17 protein-coding genes are annotated in these 21,070 nt (G+C 74.1%); 5 read left to right on the forward strand and 12 right to left on the reverse strand.

Features of this window, described 5'->3' with window-relative positions; genetic code table 11:
• The first annotated feature begins 186 nt into the window (after positions 1-186).
• Complete coding sequence (locus tag AB0399_RS24750) at positions 187-864, forward strand: helix-turn-helix transcriptional regulator (protein ID WP_366412834.1); 678 nt, start codon at positions 187-189, stop codon at positions 862-864.
• On the opposite strand, the gene AB0399_RS24755 is transcribed toward AB0399_RS24750, so the two are convergent.
• From AB0399_RS24755 to AB0399_RS24805, 11 genes are all read right to left on the reverse strand, one after another.
• Positions 854-1,267 (reverse strand): VOC family protein, encoded by a 414-nt coding sequence (locus AB0399_RS24755; RefSeq protein ID WP_366412870.1) that lies wholly within the window; start codon positions 1,265-1,267, stop codon positions 854-856. The genes AB0399_RS24750 and AB0399_RS24755 overlap by 11 nt on opposite strands.
• 204 nt (positions 1,268-1,471) lie before the next feature.
• A complete protein-coding gene (locus AB0399_RS24760) occupies positions 1,472-2,782 on the reverse strand; it encodes an alginate lyase family protein (protein WP_366412835.1) in 1,311 nt (436 codons plus the stop codon).
• 222 nt (positions 2,783-3,004) lie between these two features.
• Positions 3,005-4,219 carry an ABC transporter ATP-binding protein gene (locus AB0399_RS24765; protein WP_366412836.1) on the reverse strand — a complete coding sequence of 405 codons (1,215 nt, stop codon included), beginning with the start codon at positions 4,217-4,219 and terminating at the stop codon, positions 3,005-3,007.
• A complete protein-coding gene (locus AB0399_RS24770) occupies positions 4,216-5,031 on the reverse strand; it encodes an ABC transporter permease (RefSeq protein ID WP_328474636.1) in 816 nt (271 codons plus the stop codon). Before AB0399_RS24770 ends, AB0399_RS24765 begins: the two co-directional genes overlap by 4 nt.
• 41 nt (positions 5,032-5,072) lie before the next feature.
• The gene (gene modA, locus AB0399_RS24775; protein ID WP_328474638.1) at positions 5,073-5,882 is read right to left on the reverse strand and encodes a molybdate ABC transporter substrate-binding protein; all 810 of its coding nucleotides are present in this window, start codon (positions 5,880-5,882) and stop codon (positions 5,073-5,075) included.
• A 309-nt stretch (positions 5,883-6,191) separates the two neighbouring features.
• Complete coding sequence (locus tag AB0399_RS24780) at positions 6,192-6,875, reverse strand: response regulator (protein WP_366412837.1); 684 nt, start codon at positions 6,873-6,875, stop codon at positions 6,192-6,194.
• A gap of 2 nt (positions 6,876-6,877) precedes the next feature.
• Complete coding sequence (gene kdpC / locus AB0399_RS24785; RefSeq protein WP_329363759.1) at positions 6,878-7,492, reverse strand: potassium-transporting ATPase subunit KdpC; 615 nt, start codon at positions 7,490-7,492, stop codon at positions 6,878-6,880.
• A gap of 16 nt (positions 7,493-7,508) precedes the next feature.
• Positions 7,509-9,563 (reverse strand): potassium-transporting ATPase subunit KdpB, encoded by a 2,055-nt coding sequence (gene kdpB, locus AB0399_RS24790; RefSeq protein WP_329373803.1) that lies wholly within the window; start codon positions 9,561-9,563, stop codon positions 7,509-7,511.
• Positions 9,564-9,646: 83 nt separating this feature from the next.
• Positions 9,647-11,311 (reverse strand): potassium-transporting ATPase subunit KdpA, encoded by a 1,665-nt coding sequence (gene kdpA, locus AB0399_RS24795; RefSeq protein WP_329363757.1) that lies wholly within the window; start codon positions 11,309-11,311, stop codon positions 9,647-9,649.
• Positions 11,311-11,400 (reverse strand): K(+)-transporting ATPase subunit F, encoded by a 90-nt coding sequence (kdpF, locus tag AB0399_RS24800; RefSeq protein ID WP_329363756.1) that lies wholly within the window; start codon positions 11,398-11,400, stop codon positions 11,311-11,313. The genes kdpA and kdpF overlap by 1 nt, the downstream gene beginning before the upstream one ends.
• Before the next feature lie 303 nt (positions 11,401-11,703).
• Positions 11,704-14,670 carry an ATP-binding protein gene (locus AB0399_RS24805; RefSeq protein WP_366412838.1) on the reverse strand — a complete coding sequence of 989 codons (2,967 nt, stop codon included), beginning with the start codon at positions 14,668-14,670 and terminating at the stop codon, positions 11,704-11,706.
• A gap of 183 nt (positions 14,671-14,853) precedes the next feature.
• Here AB0399_RS24805 and AB0399_RS24810 point away from each other — a divergent pair, with 183 nt between their 5' ends.
• The 3 genes from AB0399_RS24810 (at position 14,854) to AB0399_RS24820 (ending at position 18,412) form a co-directional block, all read left to right on the forward strand.
• Positions 14,854-16,368 carry a metallophosphoesterase gene (locus tag AB0399_RS24810; RefSeq protein WP_366412839.1) on the forward strand — a complete coding sequence of 505 codons (1,515 nt, stop codon included), beginning with the start codon at positions 14,854-14,856 and terminating at the stop codon, positions 16,366-16,368.
• A 137-nt stretch (positions 16,369-16,505) separates the two neighbouring features.
• Positions 16,506-17,198: a GPP34 family phosphoprotein gene (locus AB0399_RS24815; protein WP_329363750.1), complete on the forward strand. Its 693-nt coding sequence runs from the start codon at positions 16,506-16,508 to the stop codon at positions 17,196-17,198.
• A gap of 71 nt (positions 17,199-17,269) precedes the next feature.
• Positions 17,270-18,412, forward strand: coding sequence for a cytochrome P450 (locus tag AB0399_RS24820; protein WP_366412840.1), 1,143 nt, complete (start codon positions 17,270-17,272; stop codon positions 18,410-18,412).
• 109 nt (positions 18,413-18,521) lie between these two features.
• Here AB0399_RS24820 and AB0399_RS24825 read toward each other — a convergent pair whose 3' ends face one another.
• Positions 18,522-19,730, reverse strand: a complete 1,209-nt coding sequence (locus tag AB0399_RS24825; RefSeq protein ID WP_366412841.1) for an AAA family ATPase — start codon at positions 19,728-19,730, stop codon at positions 18,522-18,524.
• A 245-nt stretch (positions 19,731-19,975) separates the two neighbouring features.
• Between AB0399_RS24825 and AB0399_RS24830 the strand changes: the two genes are divergently transcribed.
• Positions 19,976-20,989, forward strand: coding sequence for an alpha/beta hydrolase (locus AB0399_RS24830; protein WP_366412842.1), 1,014 nt, complete (start codon positions 19,976-19,978; stop codon positions 20,987-20,989).
• Positions 20,990-21,070: the final 81 nt, after the last annotated feature.

Genomic DNA, 21,070 nt, shown 5'->3' on the forward strand with positions numbered 1-21,070 from the left:
CCGACCCCTCCCCCGCCCGCCCCTGGGTCCGCCCCCTGCTGAACCCCATGACCGCCCTCGCCGCGCGTGCCGCCGCCCCCGCCGCCCATGCCGCCCCTTCCGCCGGTGAACCCCCGGTACCCGCGTCCCCGGGGCGACGGCGGGCCGCCCGCCGGGTGACCGGCGCGGCCGGGCGACAATGGAGGGGTGTACAGCGAGTGGGCGCACCCGGTCGGCGGGGTCACCGTGTGGTCGCGGACGGACGGCGGCGGTGAGTACCGCGTGCTGCCCGACGGCTGCATGGACCTGATCTGGCACGACGGCACCCTCCTGGTCGCCGGCCCCGACACCGCGGCCCACGCCGCGCACGACCGGCCGGGCGCCGCCTACGCCGGACTGCGCTTCGCGCCGGGCGCGGGCCCGGGGCTGCTGGGCGTGCCCGCGCGCGAGATGCGGGACCTGCGGGTGCCGCTGGCGGACCTGTGGCCCGGGGCGCGGGCCCGGCAGCTGGCCGAGCGCGCCGGGGACGATCCGGTGGCGGTGCTGGAGCAGTGGGTCTCCCGCCGCACCCGCGAGGTGGGCCCGGCCGACCCGCTGCCGCGCCGGGTGGCCGGGGCGTTGGCGGCAGGGCGCACGGTCGCTGAGGTGGCCGGCCGGACCGGCCTGGGGGAGCGGCAGTTGCGGCGCCGCTGCGAGGCCGCGTTCGGGTACGGGCCGAAGACGCTGGCGCGCATCCTCCGCCTCCAGCGGGCGCTGGAACTCGCCCGCGCGGGCACGCCCTTCGCCGACGTGGCCGCGGAAGCCGGCTACGCCGACCAGCCGCACCTCTCCCGCGAGGTGCGCGCGCTGGCCGGCGTGCCGCTGGGCGAACTGGTCAGGAAGTAGCGCCCGTGGCGACCGAAGGCAGCGCCGCGAACAGCTCCACCGTGTTGCCGTCCGGGTCGTGGACGACGGCGTACCGCTGGCCCCAGAAGGCGTCCCACGGCTTGAGGTGACCCTCGTGACCCGCGTCCGTCAGCTCGCGGTAGCAGGCGTCCACCCCTTCGGGACTCCCGCAGTCGAAGGCGAGCGCCACCCGCGCGCCGACCGCCGGCGTCCACCCCGGGTCGAACGAGCGCACCGTCTCCACGGTGTCCCACGCCACCCGCAACCCCCCGGGCAGCACCACCTCCACATGCGGCTGCCCGTCGGCGTCGTCCGGCAACTCCAGCCCGAGCCGGCGGTAGAACGCCAGCGATGCGGCCATGTCGGCGACGGTGAGCGAGGCGAGGTCAAGGCGGGGCGTGATGTGTGCGTTCATGCCATCCACGCTAGGCGCCGCCCCCGAGGCGGGTCTTGAACGAAACGGACACCGTGCCGGCCGCGCCCCTTGGCGGGGTGACGCTCCTTCCACGGAGGAGCCGCACGAACCAAGGGGCGCGGGGAACCGCGCGACCAGCCACCGCCGGTGTCAGCCGCGAACGAGACCTCGGCAGCGACGGCGGGTTGCCGTTCACCCGCCCGGCACCACCGCCGGGTTGTCGGCGTTCGTCAGGGTCTCCCAGGCGACGAAGAGGTCGTTCGTGCCTGCGGGGCGGCGGGACTCGGTGAGGGTCTGGGTGTTGGTCATCGCGATGCCCATCCGGTTGTGGAGGGCGTTGAAGCCGACCTCGGTGACCGGTCCGAGCCCGAGGTCGAGCTGTCCGCCGCACAGCCAGGACGGCGGCGTGGTGCCCAGTTCGTACTTCGACTGGAAGCCGAGCGCCTGCCGCAGTCGCTCGCCGACCTGGGGGTAGAGGTCCTGGCCCTGGATCGCCGCGGTCTCGGCGATGTCGGAGATGGACGCGATGCCGTACCCGGTGTGGGTGAAGTCGCGGCAGGTCTCCTGGGTCAGACCGTCGACGAAGGTCGACTGGCCCTGCCAGTAACTGATGATCTGCGCGGAGGTGTTCAGCCCGCTGCCCGGCACGGTCTTGGGCAGCGATCCGTCCGAGGACAGGTAGATGTACGCCGGCACCCGGTTGAGGTAGCGCGCGATCGCCTTGTCGTAGTCGGACGAGTCGTTCAGGAAGATGGAGATGCCGACCGCGGCCTCCATCATCGTCAGCTCCCAGTTGCCGTTGCTGTTGGAGCCGTTGATCACCTCGGGCAGGTAGACGTTGCGCAGCATGTCGGAGAACCTGGCGATGTCCGACGAGGACCAGCCGTCGTACGTGTAGCGGATGATCTCCGCGGCGCGCGGCCACACCGAGCCCGCCCAGCCGGTCTGCAGCGGGGCGTTGCTGTTGGTGTGCTCGGTGATGGTCGACGCCCAGGCGTTCATCAGGTCGATGGACTTCTGCGCGTAGGCGCTGTTGCCGGTGATGTACCAGGCCAGCGCGTCGGTGTACGCGGCGATCGCGTCCTGCCGCTCGTCCGTGCAGCCGTAGTTGGGGTTGGAGTACGACCCGCACTCCACGTTGGCGCGCGGCTTGGGGGTGCGGGACAAGGAGGCGTACGAACTCCCGATCATCTGGTCGTACGCGTCCTTCCACGGCTCGGCGTTCGCCTGCACCTTGCCCTTGATGTAGTCGAGTTGGGGCAGGCTGACCATCACGCCGGGGTGGGTGAAGGTGGTCGGCGCGGCGGCCACGGCGGGGGCGGCGTGCGCGGCGGGCCGCGCGGCGGCGGAGGCCGTGGTGGAGGCTGAGGCGGTGCCGGTACCGGGCAGCGCGGCGACCGCGGTGCCGAGCGCGGCTGCCGCGGCGACCAGGATCATGGCGCGCCGGAAGCGTCTCCGGCCGCCGGCCGGCGGGGGAGTGCGGTGCGGGACGCTGTCGCGCATGGGGGGCTCCTCGGTCCGCGGTGGGGGTGCGGGTGCGGGTAGCGGTGCGGGGTAAGGAAACTTTCCTGTCCGTGGTACGGGAGGATCGCGCGGTGACGACAGTGCAGTCAAGGGGCTGAACGAAAGTCAATTGGCTGATCCGGCAGGCCCGTTGGGCGGTCACGGACTCAATCGCTGGTCACCGACGTGAACATGGTTCGGACCTCTGCGGCGCCGGCGCGGTCAGGCCGGATAGGCGTGCGTCTGGGCGGCCTTCACCGACGCCCACACCTCCGCGCCCTCGCGCAGGTCGAGTTCGGCGACCGCGGGCGCGGTCAGGTCCGCGGCCAGCGGCAGGCCGTCCTCCGCGCCGGCCAGCGCGATCCGGAACTGCGCGCCGTGCGACTCCATGCCGGTGATCCGGGCCCGCCAGGCGTTGCGCGCGGAGCTGTCGGGGCGCTGCCGGTGCAGGGCGACTGCGCTGGGCGGGAACGCCACGAACGCCGGTCCGGTCAGCTCCTCGGTGCCGGTCAGCGTGAACCGCGGCCCGACCCGGACCAGATGGCCGTCCGCCTCGCCCCGGTACAGGTTCAGGCCGACCAGCCGGGCGATGTAGTCCGTGCGCGGGTGGCGGGCGATCTCGGCGGGCGTGCCCTGCTGCACCACGGTGCCGTGCTCGACCACCACCAGCCGGTCGGCGAGCACCATCGCGTCCAGCGGGTCATGCGTGACCAGCACCGCGACCGCCTCGAACGCGGCCAGGTGCCGGCGCAGTTCGGCGCGTACGTCCAGCCGGGCGCCGGCGTCCAGGGCGGCCAGCGGCTCGTCGAGCAGCAGCAGCCGCGGGGCGGTGGCCAGCGCCCGGGCCAGCGCGACCCGCTGGGCCTGGCCGCCGGACAGCCGGCGCGGCTTGACGTGCGCGTGGTCGGCCAGGCCCATCCGGTCCAGCAGGCCGGCGGCGAGCGCGCGCGCCTCGGACCGGGTGGCGCCGTGGCAGCGCGGCCCGAACGCCACGTTGTCCAGGGCGCTCAGGTGCGGGAAGAGCAGGTAGTCCTGGAAGATCACGCCGACCGGGCGGCGCTCGGGCGCGACCCGCACCCGCCGCTCGGGCTGCTCCAGCACCCGGCCGTCCAGCCGCAGATGCCCCCGGGTCAGCTCGGTCAGCCCGGCCAGGGCGCGCAGCGACGTGGTCTTGCCGGCGCCGTTCGGGCCGAGCAGCGCCAGCACCTCGCCGGGGGCCGCGGACAGCTCCACGTCGAGCCGGAAGGTCCCGCGGTCCACCACGAGACGGGCGTCGAGACCGGTCTCCGGGTCGCCCCCGCCCGTACCGCGTTCGCCCGCCCCCGCGCCGCGCTCGCCCGCGCCGCGCTCGCCCGCGCCGCGCTCGCCCGCGCCGCGCTCGCCCGTACCGGGTCCGTCCGCGGCACCCGTGCCCGTACCGCCCTCGCCCGCGCTCATACCGCGCTCGCCCCCGTCCAGCGGTCGCGCAGGCCGGCGAGGACCGTGATGGAGACCGCGAGCAGCACCAGGCTGAGCGCGACGGCCGCGTCCGGGTCGTCCTGCAGCGCGAGGTAGACCGACAGCGGCATGGTCTGGGTGCGGCCGGGGAAGCTGCCGGCGAAGGTGATCGTCGCCCCGAACTCGCCGAGCGCGCGCGCCCAGGCGAGCACCGCGCCGGCCGCCACCCCGGGCGCGATCATCGGCAGCGTGACCCGGCGGAAGGCGGTGAAGCGGGACGCGCCCAGCGTCGCCGCGGCCTCCTCGTACCGGCTGTCGGCGGCCCGCAGCGTGCCCTCCACGCTGATCACGAGGAACGGCATCGCCACGAACGCCTCCGCGACCACCACCCCGGCCGTGGTGAACGGCAGGGTGATCCCGAACCACGAGTCGAGCCACTTGCCGACGATCCCGTTGCGGCCGAGCGCCAGCAGCAGCGCCACCCCGCCGACCACCGGCGGCAGCACCAACGGCAGCGTCACCAGGGCCCGTACCAGCCGGCGGCCGGGGAAGCGGGTCCTGGCCAGCAGCCAGGCCAGCGGCACCCCGAGCACCAGCGCCACGGCCGTCGCCGAAGTCGCCGTCTCCAGCGACAGCCGTAGCGCCTGCCACACCGCGGAGCTGGTCAGCAGGTCGGGCATGCCCCGCCAAGGGGCCCGCACCAGCAGCGCCAGCAGCGGCACCAGCAGGAACGCCAGGCCGACCACGGCGGGCAGCAGCAGGGGCAGCGGGACGGCGCCACCCCCGCCGCGCGGGCGCCGCGGCCGGGACAGCCGTCCCGGCGCCGTGGCGCCCGCGTTCTTCACCGCGGGGCTCACGGGTTGAGGAAGCCCGCCTGGGTGAGCACCTTCTGGCCCTCGGCGGACTTCACCAGGGCGATGAACGCCGCCGCGCCGTCAGGGTTCGGCGCGTCCTTCAGCGGCGCGATCGGGTACTCGTTGATCGCCTTCGCGGACTCGGGGAAGTTCACGCCCTGCACCTTGCTGCCCGCGCTGTTGACGTCGGTCTGGTAGACCACCGCCGCGTCGGCCTCCTTCAGCTCCACCTTCGTCAGCGCGGACTTCACGTCCTGCTCGTACGACTTCGGGGTGAGCTTGAGGCCGCTGGCGCTCAGCGCCTTCTGCGCGGCGGCGCCGCACGGCACGGTCTTGGCGCACAGCACGACCGACAGGCCGGACTTGGTGAGGTCCTTCAGGGTGCGGATCTGCTTCGGGTTGCCCGGCAGGGTGGCGATCTCCAGCTGGTTGCGGACGAAGTCGGCGGGCGTGCCGGCCGCGTCCCCCTTGTCGGTGACGGTCTTCATGGTGGCCGGGCTGGCCGCCGCGAACACGTCGGCCGGCGCGCCGCCGGTGATGCTCGCCGCGAGCTGGTCGCTGCCGCCGAAGCTGAAGACGACCTTCGTGCCGGGGTACGCCTGCTGGAAGTCCTTGCCGAGCGCCGTGAAGGTCTCCTTCAGGGAGGCCGCCGCGAACACCACCACGGTGCCGGAGACCTTCTTCTGCGCGCCGGTGGCCGACGCGCCGGACGAGGGCTTCTCGGAGGACGTCGACTTGTCCGAGGAGGACGACGAGGAGCAGGCGGAGAGCGCGAGCAGCAGCGCGGCACCGCCGGCCACCGCGCACAGGCCACGGGACCGTGCGGCACGGGTGGTCCGGGCGGACCGGATACGTCGGGTGGTCACAGAAACTCTCCCTCTCCGCCGCGCCGCCGGGCGCGGGCACGTGCAAGATGATAGTTCCGCATCTGCCAGGAGAAAGTCTGCTGTCACATTGCATAATCCAAACAACCGGCGGCCCCACCTTTGCTTGTGCGATCGCACGACGATCGCGTCAGAGCAGGTGGGGCCGCCGTCGGTCCGGCCGCGCCGGGCCCGCTACGGCCCGAAGCTGCGCCCTGTGGCCCGAAGCTGTGCCCTACGGCTCGAACCCGTCCCTCATGGCTCGAACCGGTAGCCCATGCCCGGCTCGGTGACGAAGTGCCGGGGCCGGGTCGGGTCGTCCTCCAGCTTCCGGCGCAACTGCGCCATGTAGACCCGCAGGTAGTTCGTCTCCGTCCGGTAGGACGGCCCCCACACGTCCCGCAGCAACTGCTTCTGGCTGACCAGCCGGCCCGGGTTGCGGACCAGCGCCTCCAGCAGGTGCCACTCGGTGGGGGTCAGCCGGACGTCCGCACCGTGCCGGGTCGCCTTCTTCGCGGCCAGGTCCACGGTGAAGGCCGCCGTCTCCAGCCGGGCGGCCGCCGGCCCCTGCTCCTGGTCGGAGCGGCGCCGCTCGGCCGCCCGCAGCCGGGCCAGCAGCTCGTCCATCGCGAACGGCTTGGTGACGTAGTCGTCCGCGCCCGCGTCCAGCGCCTCCACCTTCTCGTCGGAGCTGTGCCGGGCCGACAGCACGATGATCGGCACCCGGGTCCAGCCCCGTATCCCGGCGATCACGTCCACGCCGTCCATGTCGGGCAGGCCGAGGTCGAGCAGCACCACGTCCGGGTGCCGGTCGGCGGCCATCTGCAGCGCGGTGGTGCCGTCGTAGGCGGCGTCCACCTCGTAGCGGCGCGCCCGCAGGTTGATCACCAGGGCCCGGACGATCTGCGGTTCGTCATCGACGACGAGGATGCGCGTCATGGTCAACCCAGCTTCGCGAGCGCCAGGTTGAGGGTGACCACGTCGACGTACGGCGTGCCGAGGAAGCCCAGCGGCCGGCCGTGGGTGTTCGCCGCGACCAGGTGGCGCACCTCGGCGGTGCTCAGGCCGCGGGCCTTGGCCACCCGGTCGACCTGCTCGGCGGCGTACGCCTTCGAGATGTCCGGGTCCAGGCCGGAACCGGAGGCGGTGACCGCGTCGGGCGGCACGTCCTTCGGGTTCACCCCGTCGAACGCGGCGACCGCCGCCCGGCGCTCCTTGATCGCCTTGACCAGGTCGGGGTCGTTCGGGCCGAGGTTGGAGGCGCCGGAGGCCAGCGGGTCGTAGCCGCCGGACGACGGCCGCGGCTGGAACCACTTCGGGTCCGGCTTGGCCACCTCGTTCGGGTCGTTGGGGTTCTTCTTGGGCAGGTCGAAGTTCTGCCCGATCAGGCTGGAGCCGACGACCTTGCCGTCCAGCTTCACCTGCGAGCCGTTCGCCTTGGCGGGGAACGCCGCCTGGGCGACACCGGTGACCAGCAGCGGATACGCCAGCCCGCAGAGCACGGTGAAGACCAGGAGCATCCGCAGGGCCGCCAGATGACTGCGCACGATACGCATGAGGGGTTCCCCTTTCTCAGTTCAGTCCGGGGATGAACTGCACGACGAGGTCGATGAGTTTGATGCCGACGAACGGCAGGACCAGGCCGCCCAGGCCGTACACCCAGATGTTGCGGCTGAGCAGCGCCGAGGCCGACGACGGCTTGTAGCGCACCCCGCGCAGCGCCAGCGGGATCAGCACCACGATGATCAGCGCGTTGAACACGATCGCCGAGGTGATCGCCGAGGTCGGGCTGTGCAGGTCCATCACGTTGAGGTGGCGCAGGCCCGGGTAGACCCCGGCGAACATCGCCGGGATGATCGCGAAGTACTTCGCGACGTCGTTGGCGATCGAGAAGGTCGTCAACGCGCCCCGGGTGATGAGCAGTTGCTTGCCGATCTCGACGATCTCGATGAGCTTGGTGGGGTTGGAGTCCAGGTCCACCATGTTCCCGGCCTCCTTGGCGGCCGAGGTGCCGGTGTTCATGGCGACGCCGACGTCGGCCTGCGCGAGGGCGGGTGCGTCGTTGGTGCCGTCGCCGGTCATCGCGACGAGTTTGCCGCCGGCCTGCTCCCGTTTGATGAGCGCCATCTTGTCTTCGGGGGTGGCCTCGGCGAGGAAGTCGTCGACGCCGGCCTCGTCTGCGATGGCCTTGGCGGTGAGCGGGTTGTCGCCGGTGATCATCACGGTGCGGATGCCCATCCGGCGCAGCTCGTCGAAGCGCTCGCGCATGCCGGCCTTGACGACGTCCTTGAGGTTGATCACGCCGAGCACCGAGGCGGTGGTCGTCCCGTCCCGGCGGACGACCTCGCCGACGACCAGCGGGGTGCCGCCGCCGCCCGCGATCGCGTCGACCAGCGGGCCGACGTCCTCGGCGGGGCGGCCGCCGTTGTCCCGTATCCACTGCATCACCGCGCTCGTGGCGCCCTTGCGCAGGCTGCGCTGCCCGCCGTCCTCGGCGAGGTCCACCCCGCTCATCCGGGTCTGCGCGGTGAACGGCACGAACTCCGCCCGCGGCAGCCGTCCTTCGGCGCGCGCCCGCAGCCCGTAGCGCTCCTTGGCGAGCACCACGATCGAGCGGCCCTCAGGCGTCTCGTCGGCCAGCGACGACAGCTGCGCCGCGTCGGCGAGCCGCTCGGCGGTGACACCCTCGGCCGGCAGGAACTCCGCGGCCTGCCGGTTGCCGAGGGTGATGGTGCCGGTCTTGTCCAGCAGCAGCGTGGTCACGTCACCCGCGGCCTCGACCGCGCGCCCGGACATCGCCAGCACGTTGCGCTGCACCAGCCGGTCCATGCCGGCGATGCCGATCGCCGACAGCAGCGCCCCGATCGTGGTCGGTATCAGCGCCACCACCAGCGACACCAGGATCACCAGCGACTGCTCGGCGCCCGCGTAGATCGCGAACGGCTGGAGCGTCACCACGGCGAGCAGGAAGACGATGGTCAGCGACGCCAGCAGGATGTTGAGCGCGATCTCGTTCGGCGTACGCTGCCGGGCCGCGCCCTCCACCAGCGCGATCATCCGGTCGATGAAGGTCTCACCGGGCTTGGAGGTGATCTTCACGACGATCCGGTCGGAGAGCACCGAGGTGCCGCCGGTCACCGCGCAGCGGTCGCCGCCGGACTCGCGGATCACCGGCGCGGACTCGCCGGTGATCGCGGACTCGTCGACGGACGCGACGCCCTCCACGACGTCGCCGTCACCGGGGATGGTCTGCCCGGCCTCGACCACCACGTGGTCGCCCAGCCGCAGCGAGGAGGCGGGCACCTCCTCCTCCACTCCCGGCGCGCCGGGCCGGAAGGAGGCCAGCCGGCGGGCGACGGTGGCGGTCTTGGTCCGGCGCAGCGTCTCGGCCTGCGCCTTGCCGCGCCCTTCGGCGACCGCCTCGGAGAGGTTGGCGAACACCACGGTCAGCCACAGCCACACGGTGATCACCCAGGCGAAGACGCTCGGGTCCTTGATCGCGTCCAGGGTGGTCAGCACCGAGCCGACCTCGACCACGAACATCACCGGGTTCTTCACCATCACCCGGGGGTCGAGCTTGCGGCACGCGTCCGGCAGCGAGGTCAGCAGCTGCTTGGGGTCCAGCATGCCGCCGGAGACCCGGTGCTGCTCCTGGCGCTGCGGCGCCGGCCCCGGTGACGCGGGGGGTTCCAGAGTGGTCAGGGACGACATCAGTGCAGACCTTCCGCGAGCGGTCCCAGCGCGAGCGCCGGGAAGTAGGTGAGCCCGACCACGATGACGATCACCGCGGTGAGCAGGCCGACGAACTGCGGCCGGTGGGTGGGCAGCGTGCCCGCGGTCGCGGGCACCGGCTGCTGCTTGCCGAGCGAGCCGGCCAGCGCGAGCACGAACACCATCGGCAGGAACCGGCCGACGAGCATCGCCAGGCCGAGCGCGGTGTTGTACCAGTTGGTGTTGACCGACAGACCGGCGAACGCCGAGCCGTTGTTGTTGGCGGCGGAGGTGAAGGCGTACAGCACCTCGGAGAAGCCGTGCGCACCGGAGTTGAGCATCCCGGCCCGCTCGCCGGGCAGCGCCATCGCCAGCCCCGCGCCGACCAGCACCACCGCGGGGGTGGTGAGGATGTACAGCGACGCGAACTTCATCTCCCGGCCGCCGAGCTTCTTGCCCAGGTACTCCGGGGTGCGGCCGACCATCAGCCCGGCCACGAAGACCGCGATGATCGCCAGGACGAGGATGCCGTACAGGCCGGAGCCGGTGCCGCCGGGCGCGATCTCGCCCAGCATCATGTTGAAGATCGTCATGCCGCCGCCGAGCGGCGAGTACGAGTCGTGGAAGGAGTTGACCGCGCCGGTCGAGGTGAGCGTGGTGGACGTGGCGAACAGCGCCGACCCCCACACGCCGATCCGCTGCTCCTTGCCCTCCATCATCCCGCCGGCCGCGTGGCCGGCCGCGCTGTGCACGCTGTGCAGCTCGTTGACGGTGATCACGGCCACCGACGCGGCCCAGATCAGGGCCATCACGGCGAGGATCGCGTAGCCCTGGCGCTTGTCGCCGACCATCTTGCCGAAGGTGCGCGGCAGGCTGACCGCGATCACCAGCAGCAGGTAGATCTCCACCAGGTTGGTGAACGCGTTGGGGTTCTCGAACGGGTGGGCGGAGTTGGCGTTGTAGAAGCCGCCTCCGTTGGTGCCGAGTTCCTTGATCACCTCCTGCGAGGCGACCGGTCCGCCGGTGAGGCTCTGGTGGTCGCCGACGAGCGTGGAGATCGACTGCACGCCGTGGAAGTTCTGCACCGCGCCGGCCGCGACCAGCACGATCGCGAAGACGAACGCGATCGGCAGCAGCACCCGCAGCACGATCCGGGTCAGGTCCACCCAGAAGTTGCCGACCCGGTCGGTGCGCTTGCGGGTGAAGCCGCGGATCAGGGCCGCGACGACCGCGATGCCCACCGCGGCCGACACGAAGTTCTGCACCGCGAGCCCGGCCATCTGCACCAGGTGGCCCATCGTGGTCTCGCCCGAGTACGACTGCCAGTTGGTGTTGGTGACGAACGACGCCGCGGTGTTGAAGGCCACGCCCGGCGTCACCGCCTTCATGCCGATCGCCAGCAGCAGGTGGTTCTGGAGCCGTTGCAGCCCGTAGAGGAACAGCACGGACACCGCGGAGAACGCCAGCACGCTGCGCAGGTAGACCGGCCAGCGCTGGTCGGCGTCGCCGTCGACCCCGCCGACGCGGTAGATCAGCCGCTCCACCCGCAGATGCCGGGCGGAGGTCAGCACATGGGCCATGTAGTCGCCCAACGGCCGGTAGGACAGGGCGAGTACGGCGAGCAGCGCGAGGATCTGCAGCCAGCCCGCGAGGGTGTCGTTCACTAGAACTTCTCCGGGTGGATCAGGGCCAGCACCAGGTAACCGACCAGGGCCACGGCGACGACGAGTCCGACGACGTTCTCCGCGCTCACAGCCGCTCCACCCCCTTGGCTATGAGGCCGATGACGGTGAACACCGCGACGGTGAGAAGGATGAACAGGAGGTCTGGCATGCGAAGGCACCCCGGGCAGTCGGTCGAAGGGGACGGGACCGCCCACGAGCCGTGCGCCGGCCGGTGGGCGATGCCGACCGGTTGCCGGTCGGCCTCCTTACTGAATCCCTCCCCGGCCGGCCGGGAGCTCCCCGTTAGCGCCTTCCTGACGCGCTCACCTGCGGCCTTGACGGCGTCTTGACGCCGGGGCACGGCCGGGGCGGGGGCCGGGCAGAGCCGGCGGCTACGGCCGGTCCGGGTCGGGGTCCGGGTAGGGGACCGGCGCCGGCGCGGGACCCGCGGCGGGCAGCGACAGCACCATCGTCAGGCCGCCGCCGGGGGTGTCCTCGGGGGTGAGGGAGCCGTGCATCGCCTCGGCCAGGCCGCGGGCCAGCGCCAGGCCCAGGCCGAGCCCGGTGCCGTTGTCGCGGTCGCCCATCCGCTGGAACGGCTCGAAGGCCCGCTCGCGGTCCCGCGCGGGCATCCCCGGGCCGCGGTCGATCACCCGCAGCTCCACCCGGTCGCCCAGCGCGCTCGCGGTCAGCACGACCGGCCGGCGGGCAGGGGCGTGCCGTACCGCGTTGGCCAGCAGGTTGGCGATGACGCGCTCCAGCAGCGGCGGATCGGCCAGGACGGCCGGGGCCCGCTCCAGGCCGCGGGTGTCGATGCCCGGGGCGTCGGCGGGCAGCGACTCCAGCGCGGCCGGCAGCACCTCCTCCAGCGCGGTGGCCCGCAGCCGCAGCCGCAGGGCGCCCGCCTGGAGCCGGCTCATGTCCAGCAGGTTGTCCACCAGCCGGCTCAGCCGGGCCAGCGACTCCTCGGCGGTGGCGAGCAGCTCCTCGCGGTCCTCGGCCGAGAACTCCACGTCCTGGCTGCGCAGCGAGCTGACCGCGGCCCAGCCGACCGCCAGCGGGGTGCGCAGGTCGTGGCTGACCGCGGCGAGCAGCGCCGTACGCATCCGGTCGGCGGCCTTCACCGGCTCCACCTCGGCGGCGGCCTCGGCGAGCCTGGCCCGCTCGGCCGCCCCGGACACGTGGGCAGCGAAGGCGGCCAGCACGCGCTGGTCGGAGGCGGAGAGCGGCCGGCCGCGCAGCAGCAGCACCATGCCGTCGCCCGCGGGCACCCGGACGGCGGCGCCCGCGCCGCCGTCGTACGGGCCGGTGCCGGTGGCGGTGCTGATACCGGAGGCGGGGGTGGTCGCGGTGGCGGTGGCGGTGGCGGGGGGCCTGGTGCCGGTGGCGGTGCCGCGGGGGCCCTGCGGACCGCCGCCGCTCGCCGTGCCGCCGCCGACGGCCGTAACGCCGCTGCCCGCCGGGGCCGTGCCGCTCGGCTCCGCCGGGCCCGTACCGCTCGGCTCCGCCGGGACCATTTCGGCGCTGTCCATCCCGAACGTCTCGCGGGCCCGTTCCAGCAGCGCGGGCAGCGCGTCGCCGCCGCGGACGATGCTGCCCGCCAGGGACGACAGCGTCTCGGCCTCGGCGGTGGCCCGGGCCGCCCGGCGCGACAGCCGCAGCGAGCGGTCCACGACGGCCGCGACCGTGCCCGCGACCACCACGAACACCGCGAGCGCCAGGATGTTGTTGGGCTCGGCGATGGTGAACTGCCCCACCGGCGGGATGAAGTAGTAGTTCAGCAGCAGCGACGCGGTCACCGACGCCACCACCGCCGAGACCACCCCGCCGAAGCAGGCCACCCCGACCACCGCCAGCAGGAACAGCAGCGCCTCGCTGGTCAGGTTGAGGCTGCCGCGGTTGCCCGCGAGGACCGCGGTGAGCGCCAGCGGCAGCACCAGCCCGCTCACCGGCCCCGCCACCAGCCGCCAGGTGGTCAGGGTGCGGCGCCGCGAGGGCAGCAGCCGGCCGTGCCCGGCCCGCTCATGGGTGACCATGTGCACGTCGATGTCCGCCGAACTGCCCACCGTGGTCTCGCCGATGCCCCGCCCGGTCAGCAGCCGCTCCCACCGCCGCCGGCTGCTGGTGCCCAGCACCAGCTGGGTCGCCCCCACCCCGCGGGCGAACTCCAGCAGCGCCACCGGCACGTCGTCGCCGACCACCGAGTGGTAGCTGCCGCCCAGGCTCTCCACGAGCTGCCGCTGCCGGGCCAGCGCGGCCGGCGAGGCGCCCACCGCCAGCCCGTCGCTGCGCGCCACGTGCACCGCCAGCAGGTCCCGCCCCCCGTCGATGCCCGGCGGGGCGCCGCCCGCCGACCGGTCGGCGATCCGCGCCGCCCGGCGGATCAGCGTCTCGCCCTCCGGGCCGCCGGTCAGCGCCACCACCACGCGTTCCTTGGTCTCCCACACCCGCCCTATGCCGTGCTCGCTGCGGTAGTGGTGCAGCGCCTCGTCCACCCGCCCCGCCACCCACAGCAGCGCCAGCTCCCGCAGCGCGGTCAGGTTCCCGATCCGGAAGTAGTTGGCGAGGGCCGCGTCGACCTTCTCCGCGCCGTAGACGTTGCCGTGCGCCATCCGGCGGCGCAGCGCCTCCGCCGGCATGTCCACCAGCTCGATCTGGTGGGCGCGGCGCACCATCTCGTCTGGCACCGTCTCGCGCTGCGGCACCTCCGTGATCTTCTCGACCACGTCGTTGACCGACTCCAGGTGCTGGATGTTGACGGTGGTGACCACGTCGATGCCTGCGGCGAGCAGTGTCTCGACGTCCTGCCAGCGCTTGGCGTTGCGCATGCCGGGCGGGTTGGAGTGCGGCAGCTCGTCCACCAGCGCGACCTCGGGGCGGCGGGCCAGCACCGCCGCCAGGTCCATCTCGCCGACCACGGTGCCGCGGTACTCCCGCTCCAGCCGGGGCACCACTTCCAGGCCCTCCACCAGCGCCAGCGTGTGCGGCCGCTGGTGGCACTCCACCAGCGCCACCACCACGTCCGTGCCGCGCTCCGCCCTGCGGTGGCCCTCGTCCAGCATCCGGTAGGTCTTGCCGACGCCGGGGGCCGCGCCCAGGAACACCTTGAGCAGCCCGCGCCGGCCCGTCCGCCCGGCGGGTTCCCACGCGTCGCCCGTCGGCGGGGAGCCCGCGGCGTGGGAGTCCGAAGGGTGGGAGCCCGAGGGGTGGGAGCCCGAGGATTGCGAGAAGGGCGTGGTCGCTCGCGGCTGGACCTGTTCCGGGTTCTGGGCCTGGACCCGTTCCGGGTTCTGGGCCTGGGCGTGCGTGGGCGCCGGGCGGCGGGCCGAGGGCCCGGCCGGGTCGTGTTCCGGGATCATCCGGTCCACGCAAGCCGAGGGCACGCCGTGCGGGCGGGCGCGTTGACGACTTCCTGGCGCCGATCACCCGGACCTTGACGCGCTGTTGACACCGGCGCCGGGCCGTACGACGCACGGCCGGGACCCGTCGTAGCCCGGCCGCCGTCCCTGGACCCGGGCCCGGGAGTGTGCCACAGTGCGCCGATGCCCGCCTCCTCGCGTGACTCGTCGGCCGGTGCCGGCTGGCAGGACCAGGAACCCGGCCGCTACCGGGAGTTGATGCCGCCCCGGGTGGTCGAACTCTCCTGGCTGAACCCGGCCACCCTGTGGCGGGCCCGCAACGGCCCGCTCGCCTCGATCTTCGGCGACCCGACCGGGACCGACCGGCAGCGCTGGGTCGGCGCCCAGACCGAACGCGGCGCCGCCGAGGGCGACCTGGTGATCACCCGGGACGACCCCGACACGTTCTCCTTCATGCTGCTCGGGGACACCGGCGAGGGCGACGGCCCGCAGTACGCGGTGGTCCCCGGCCTGCTCAAGGAAGGCGCCGGAACCCGCTACGCGGTGGTGTGCAGCGATGTCATCTACCCGGTCGGCACCGGCAACGACTACCCGACGAAGTTCTTCCGCCCCTACCGCGACTACGACGCGCCGATCTACGCGATACCCGGCAACCACGACTGGTACGACGGCCTCACCGGCTTCATGCGGGTGTTCTGCCGCGCCCCGGCCCTGCCGCCCGCCGCGCGGGCCCGCCCGCTGTCGGCCGCGTGGTGGCGGGGCCTGCTGTGGGCGCGGCCGGACACCCCCGACGACGCGCTGCTGGACCAGGCCCGGCAGATGCGCTCCGCCCCCGCGCAGGCCGCGTCCCAGCCGGGCCCGTACTGGGCGATGGACAGCGGGCCGATACGGATCATCGGCATCGACACCGGGCTGCTCGGCGACATCGACCGGGAACAGGGCGAGTGGCTGCGCCGGGTCGCGCGCGGACCGCGGCCGAAGATCCTGGTCACCGGCTCGCCGATCTACGTCGACGGCGAACACCACCCGTGCGCGATAGCCGGCGGCGGCACCGTGGACGAGGTCGTCCGCGACCCCGCGCACCACTTCGTCGCCGCGATCGGCGGCGACATCCACAACTACCAGCACTACCCCGTGGACGTCGGTGGCCGCCGGATCGAGTACGTCGTCTCCGGTGGCGGCGGGGCGTTCATGCACGCCACCCACACGATCCCGCGGGTCTCGGTCGGCGGCGTCGGCGAGGACGACTTCCGCTGCTACCCGATGCGCGGCGACTCGCTCGCCTTCTACAGCCGGCTCTACGGGCGCAGGCTGCGGCTGCGGCGGCTCTTCGACCTCACCCCCGACCAGGCGTCCGCGGTCGTCGCGCACCGGCTGGGCACCACCCCGGTCCGCGCCTCCGACCGCACGGTGACGCTCAGGGCCCGCTTCGTCGCGTCCGTGCTGGGTGTCGCGTCCCACCGGCGCCGCCGGTCCAGGTTCCGGCTGCCGGTCCGCCGCACGCTCACCCAGGTGCTCTCCCCGGGCTCGGCGACCTACAGCCCGCCGTTCTTCAAGAACTTCCTCCGCCTGGACGTCACCCCCGAGGCGATCCGGATACGGTGCTACGCCGCCACCGGGCTGCGCGCCCACGAACTCGACCCGCCGGTCGAGGACGACTTCACGATCCCGCTGACGCCCACGACGCCGGCGGCGTAGGACCGGCCGGGCCCACGTGTGTCGCACCGGCCGGGTCGGGCTGCCCGGACGGGCCGGGGGGAGGGATAATCGGGCAGGTGGGCCGGCGGGAGAGCGACCGTGTGCCGGTCGCCGTCGCCCGGAACGGGAAGCCTGCCATGACCACAGCGCGTGATCTTCTGACCGTCACGATGGACATGCCGTCCAGCCGGACCGTGGAGCGCGGCGATCTGTCGCTCGGGCTCGCCGGCGCGGAACTGGTCGACCTACTGCGAGCGGGCGCGGCCACCCTGGACCGCGGCCGGATCGTGCCGGGGGCGCGGCTGCCGCACGAGGACCGGCTGCTGGGCGAGGCCGCCGTCGCGATGTCCCGCACGCTGCCGTTCGAGACCCTCGACGACTGGCTGTGGCGCCGCGGCCGCGGGCTGCCCGCCGTGTATCTGGCCGCCTTCACCGACGAGGGCCGGCTCACCCGGCAGCGCCGGCGGCGCTGGTGGGTGTTCGGCGGCAGCCGGATGGTGCTGCTGGACACCGACGACCGCCGCCGGGCCGGCCACCGCTGGGCGGCCGACGAGCCGGTGCTGGTCGCCCTCGCCACGACCATCGGCGTCACCGGGCACCGGCCCGACCCGTCGCCCCCGCCGCCGGACCCGTCGGCGGGCCTTCCCGCGCCCGACCCCGCCGACCCCGTCGACCTCCCGCCCGACCTCGCCGCACAGGTCGCCGACCCCTCCGTCGCGGCCGTGCTCTCCGCCGTCGTCCACGCCGTCGCCGAACTCTCCGACGAGCGCCGCCGCCGCGCCAACCGGCTCAAGGACGCCCACACGACGACGCTGCGCCGCGGCTACTGACCGCCCGGCCCGGGGCCGCCCGGAGCGGCCCGGCCCGGGGGCGCCGGGGCGGGGCCGGTTAGGGTCGTGGCGTGGTCACCCTTGCCGAACTCGCCGAAGACCCGCACCCGCACCTCGCGGAACTGCGCGAACGCGCGCCCGTGGTGTGGCTGCCCGCGCTCGGCGGATGGATGGTGACGGGCCGGGCACTGGCCGTGGAGGTCATGCGGGACGCCGCCGCGTTCACCGTGGACGACCCGAGGTTCACCACGGCGCGGGTGGTCGGCCCGAGCATGCTCTCGCTGGACGGACCCGAACACGCCCGCCACCGGGACCCGTTCGTGGCCCCGTTCCGGCCGCGCGCGGTGCATGCCGCGTTCGGCGAGATCGTACGGCGCGAGGCCGACCGGCTGCTCGACGGCCTGGCGCCGCGCGGCGCCGCCGAGTTGCGCCGGGACTTCGCCGGGCCGCTCGCGGCGGTGGTGATGGCCGAGGTGCTGGGGCTGACCGACGTCCCCGTCCCGGCCATCCTGGGCTGGTACGACCAGATCGTGCGGGCCGTCGACCGGCTCACCCACGGCGAGGACGCGGGAGCCGAGGGCCCGGCCGCGTACCAGGCGCTGCGCGCGGCGGTCGCCGGCACCCTCGACGCGGGCGCCGCGGACTCCCTGCTGGTGGCCGCTGCCGCCGACGGCCGGCTCGACCTGCCCGAACTGGCCTCCAACGCGGCCGTGTTGCTCTTCGGCGGCATCGAGACCACCGAGGCGATGATCGCCAACGCGCTGCTGCACATCCTCGCCGAGCCCGAGCTGGTGGCCCGACTCCTCGCCGATCCCGACCTGTTGGACAACGCGGTCGAGGAATCCCTGCGGCTGGAGCCGGGCGCCGCCGTCGTGGACCGCTACGCCACCCGCGACACGGACCTGGCGGGCATACGGGTCCGGGCCGGCGACCTGGTCACCGTCTCGCTGGCCGGCGCCAACCGCGACCCCGCGGTCTTCCCCGACCCGGACTGCTTCGACGTCCACCGCCCCAACGCCCGGCTCCAGTTGGCGTTCGCGCACGGCCCGCACTTCTGCGTCGGCGCGCACCTGGCCCGGCTCGAAGCCCGCGTCGCCCTGCGGGCCTGCTTCGAACGGCTTCCCCACCTGCGGCTCGACGCGAGCCGCCCGAGCGCCCCGCGCGGCCTCGTCTTCCGCAAGCCCCCCACCCTCGCGGCCCGCTGGCACTCCTGACCCGGTGCCCACCCGCGCGCCTACGGCTCCCGTGGACGTGCCCGCGAAGTCCCTTTCCTCGCAAGGCGGTTCGGGGCGCCCCGGTCCGCTGGGTGCCGTGCCGGCGGCGCTACGGCGCCGTCGTGCGCGTCGCGGGTTCGTGGTCGGCGGCCGGCGTCGGGCGGGGGACCAGCCCCCCGGTGCGCAGGAGGTGCCCGGCCGTGTCGAGCCCGGCGCCCAGCGCGAACGCGGCCGGTTCGTCGAGTTCGCCGATCGTGGTGCGCCCCTGCTCGGCGCGGACCGCCCGCACGGACGCCGCCTCGACGTCCTCGTGGTCGAGCAGTTCGGGGCTGTGGCTGGTGACGAGGACCTGCCGCCGGTCGGCCGCGTCGCGCAGCGCCTCCCGCAGGACGGCGGCGGCCGCCGGGTGCAGCGCGGTCTCCGGCTCCTCGACGGCGACCACTCCGTACCGTCCGTCGACCGGCGCGAAGAGCGCGAGCAGCACGCCGAGGGCGCGCAGCGTGCCGTCCGACACCGAGGGCGCGGTGAACTTCCAGGGATGGGCGGAGCCCGCGGTGTCCTGGGTGAACTCCACGGTCTCCGCGCCCTCCAGCACCCGCCGGCGGGTACCGCGCAGGCCCGGCACGATCCGCTGCAGATAGCTGTCGAGGCGGCGCAGATCCGCCCCGTCGGCGACCCGGCGCAGCCGGTGCAGCACGGCCGCGGCGTTCGCGCCGTCGCGCAGCAGCGCCCGGCCGTCCCGCGGCGGCGTCGGCGCCCGCATGGCTGCCGGGTCGAGGCTGAACGACCGGATGCCCGCCAGCCCCGCGTGCGCGGCCGCGAACGCCTTGTGCCGGCCGAGCTCCGCCAGCAGCAGGCGGCCCGGGTCGGCCGGCGGCAGCTTCCGCTCGGTGCTCGTGGTCAGCGTGCCGTCCGCCACCCGGAAGGCGGCGCGGGCCTCGCCGGCCGCCACCTCGCAGCGCTCCCGGGCGATCCGGAACCCGCCCTTGCGCGCGGCCGCGACCTGCACGCCGTACGTGCCGGTGAGCGGGCCGCGGCCCTCGTCGGGGCCCTCGAAGGACAGCCGCACCGAGAAGCGGTCCGGGTGGCCCGGGGCCCTGCGCCGCACCTGCGCCGCGCCGCCACGCTCGCGCAGCGCCTCCGCCAGCGAGCCGCCGACCCCGTCGGACACCAGCCGCAGCGCGTCGAGGAAGTTGCTCTTCCCCGCGCCGTTGGGGCCGACGAGGAAGACCAGGTCCCCGAGCCGGACGTCTGCTTCGGCGAGGCTGCGGTACTGCTTGAGCCTGACGCGCGTGACACGGAAGTGACTGGGCTCCATCGCCCCAGTCTGGCAGCAACGGCCGGCCGTACGCGCCCTTGCCGCGTCGCGTCGCCCGGCCCGCGCTCCCCGGCCCGCGCGTCTGCCGTGCCGCCGCCGGCCGCCGGCTCCCGTACGGTCCGATGTCTTCTTGCCGGATCGGCAAGGCGGATCGCGGGTCGGGCAGGGTTCGCCGGATGATCGGGTCCGGGCGGTCCGTGAGGCCCGCCCGGCCCCAGCATCCCCATCCCCATCAGGGAGGACCCATGACCCAGCACACCGGCGACGGACTCGGCACGCACCGGATGATCGCGACGCCCGCGGGGCGTACCCACGTGGTGGAACGGGGGAGCGGGCCGCTGGTGCTGCTCGTGCACGGCTTCCCCGAGTCCTGGTACTCCTGGCGCCGCCAGCTGCCCGCGCTGGCCGCGGCCGGGTACCGCGCGGTCGCGATCGACGTCCGCGGCTACGGCCGGTCCTCGAAGCCGGCCGACCCGGCGGCGTACCGGATGCTGGAGCTGGTGGCGGACAACGCCGCGGTGGTGGAGGCGCTGGGCGAGCGCTCCGCGGTGGTGGTCGGCCACGACTGGGGCGCGACGATCGCGGCGAACAGCGCGCTGCTCCGGCCGGACGTGTTCCGCGCGGTGGGCCTGCTGAGCGTGCCGTACGCCCCGCGCGGCGGCCCGCGGCCCAGCGAGATCTTCGCCGGGATGGGCGGCGACGAGGAGTTCTACGTCTCCTACTTCCAGCAGCCCGGCCGCGCCGAGGCCGAGATCGAGCCCGACGTGCGCGGCTGGCTGGCCGGGTTCTACGCCGCGCTGTCCGCCGAGACGATGCCGCCGCCCGGGGCGCCGGACCCGCACTTCGTCACGCGCGGTGGGCGGCTGCGGGACCGCTTCCCCGCCGTGGCGGGCCCGGGCCCGGGTGCCGGTTCCGGTCTTCCCGGCTGGCTCAGTGAGGCCGAACTCGACTTCTACGCGGGCGAGTTCGAGCGGACCGGGCTGACGGGCGCGCTGAACCGCTACCGCAGCATGGACCGGGACTGGGCGGACCTCGCCGCCTACGACGGCGCCGCCATCACGCAGCCGTCCCTGTTCCTGGGCGGCTCCCTGGACGCCTCCACCACCTGGCTGGCCGACGCGATCAAGGCGTACCCGGTCACCCTGCCGGGCCTGGTCGGCTCCCATCTCCTCGACGGCGGCGGCCACTTCCTCCAGCAGGAGCGTCCCGAGGAGGTGAACCGGCACCTCACAAAGTGGCTGGCCGCGCTGCCCGCGTGAACCGTACGGTTCGGCCCGGACGCTTCTATGCTCGGGGCACGTGACGGGCGATCCAGCGCAAGCAGTGGAAGCAGCGGAAGA

Source organism: Streptomyces sp. NPDC088194 (assembly GCF_040702025.1).
Classification (GTDB): Bacteria; Actinomycetota; Actinomycetes; order Streptomycetales; family Streptomycetaceae; genus Actinacidiphila.

Coding starts and splice junctions, on each gene's coding strand:
- AB0399_RS24815 (WP_329363750.1), top strand. CDS start 16,506: ATGACCACAGCGCGTGATCTTCTGACCGTCACGATGGACATGCCGTCC.
- AB0399_RS24810 (WP_366412839.1), top strand. CDS start 14,854: ATGCCCGCCTCCTCGCGTGACTCGTCGGCCGGTGCCGGCTGGCAGGAC.
- AB0399_RS24825 (WP_366412841.1), bottom strand. CDS start 19,730: ATGGAGCCCAGTCACTTCCGTGTCACGCGCGTCAGGCTCAAGCAGTAC.
- AB0399_RS24780 (WP_366412837.1), bottom strand. CDS start 6,875: ATGACGCGCATCCTCGTCGTCGATGACGAACCGCAGATCGTCCGGGCC.
- AB0399_RS24760 (WP_366412835.1), bottom strand. CDS start 2,782: ATGCGCGACAGCGTCCCGCACCGCACTCCCCCGCCGGCCGGCGGCCGG.
- kdpC (WP_329363759.1), bottom strand. CDS start 7,492: ATGCGTATCGTGCGCAGTCATCTGGCGGCCCTGCGGATGCTCCTGGTC.
- AB0399_RS24830 (WP_366412842.1), top strand. CDS start 19,976: ATGACCCAGCACACCGGCGACGGACTCGGCACGCACCGGATGATCGCG.
- kdpB (WP_329373803.1), bottom strand. CDS start 9,563: ATGCTGGACCCCAAGCAGCTGCTGACCTCGCTGCCGGACGCGTGCCGC.
- AB0399_RS24805 (WP_366412838.1), bottom strand. CDS start 14,670: ATGATCCCGGAACACGACCCGGCCGGGCCCTCGGCCCGCCGCCCGGCG.
- AB0399_RS24765 (WP_366412836.1), bottom strand. CDS start 4,219: ATGAGCGCGGGCGAGGGCGGTACGGGCACGGGTGCCGCGGACGGACCC.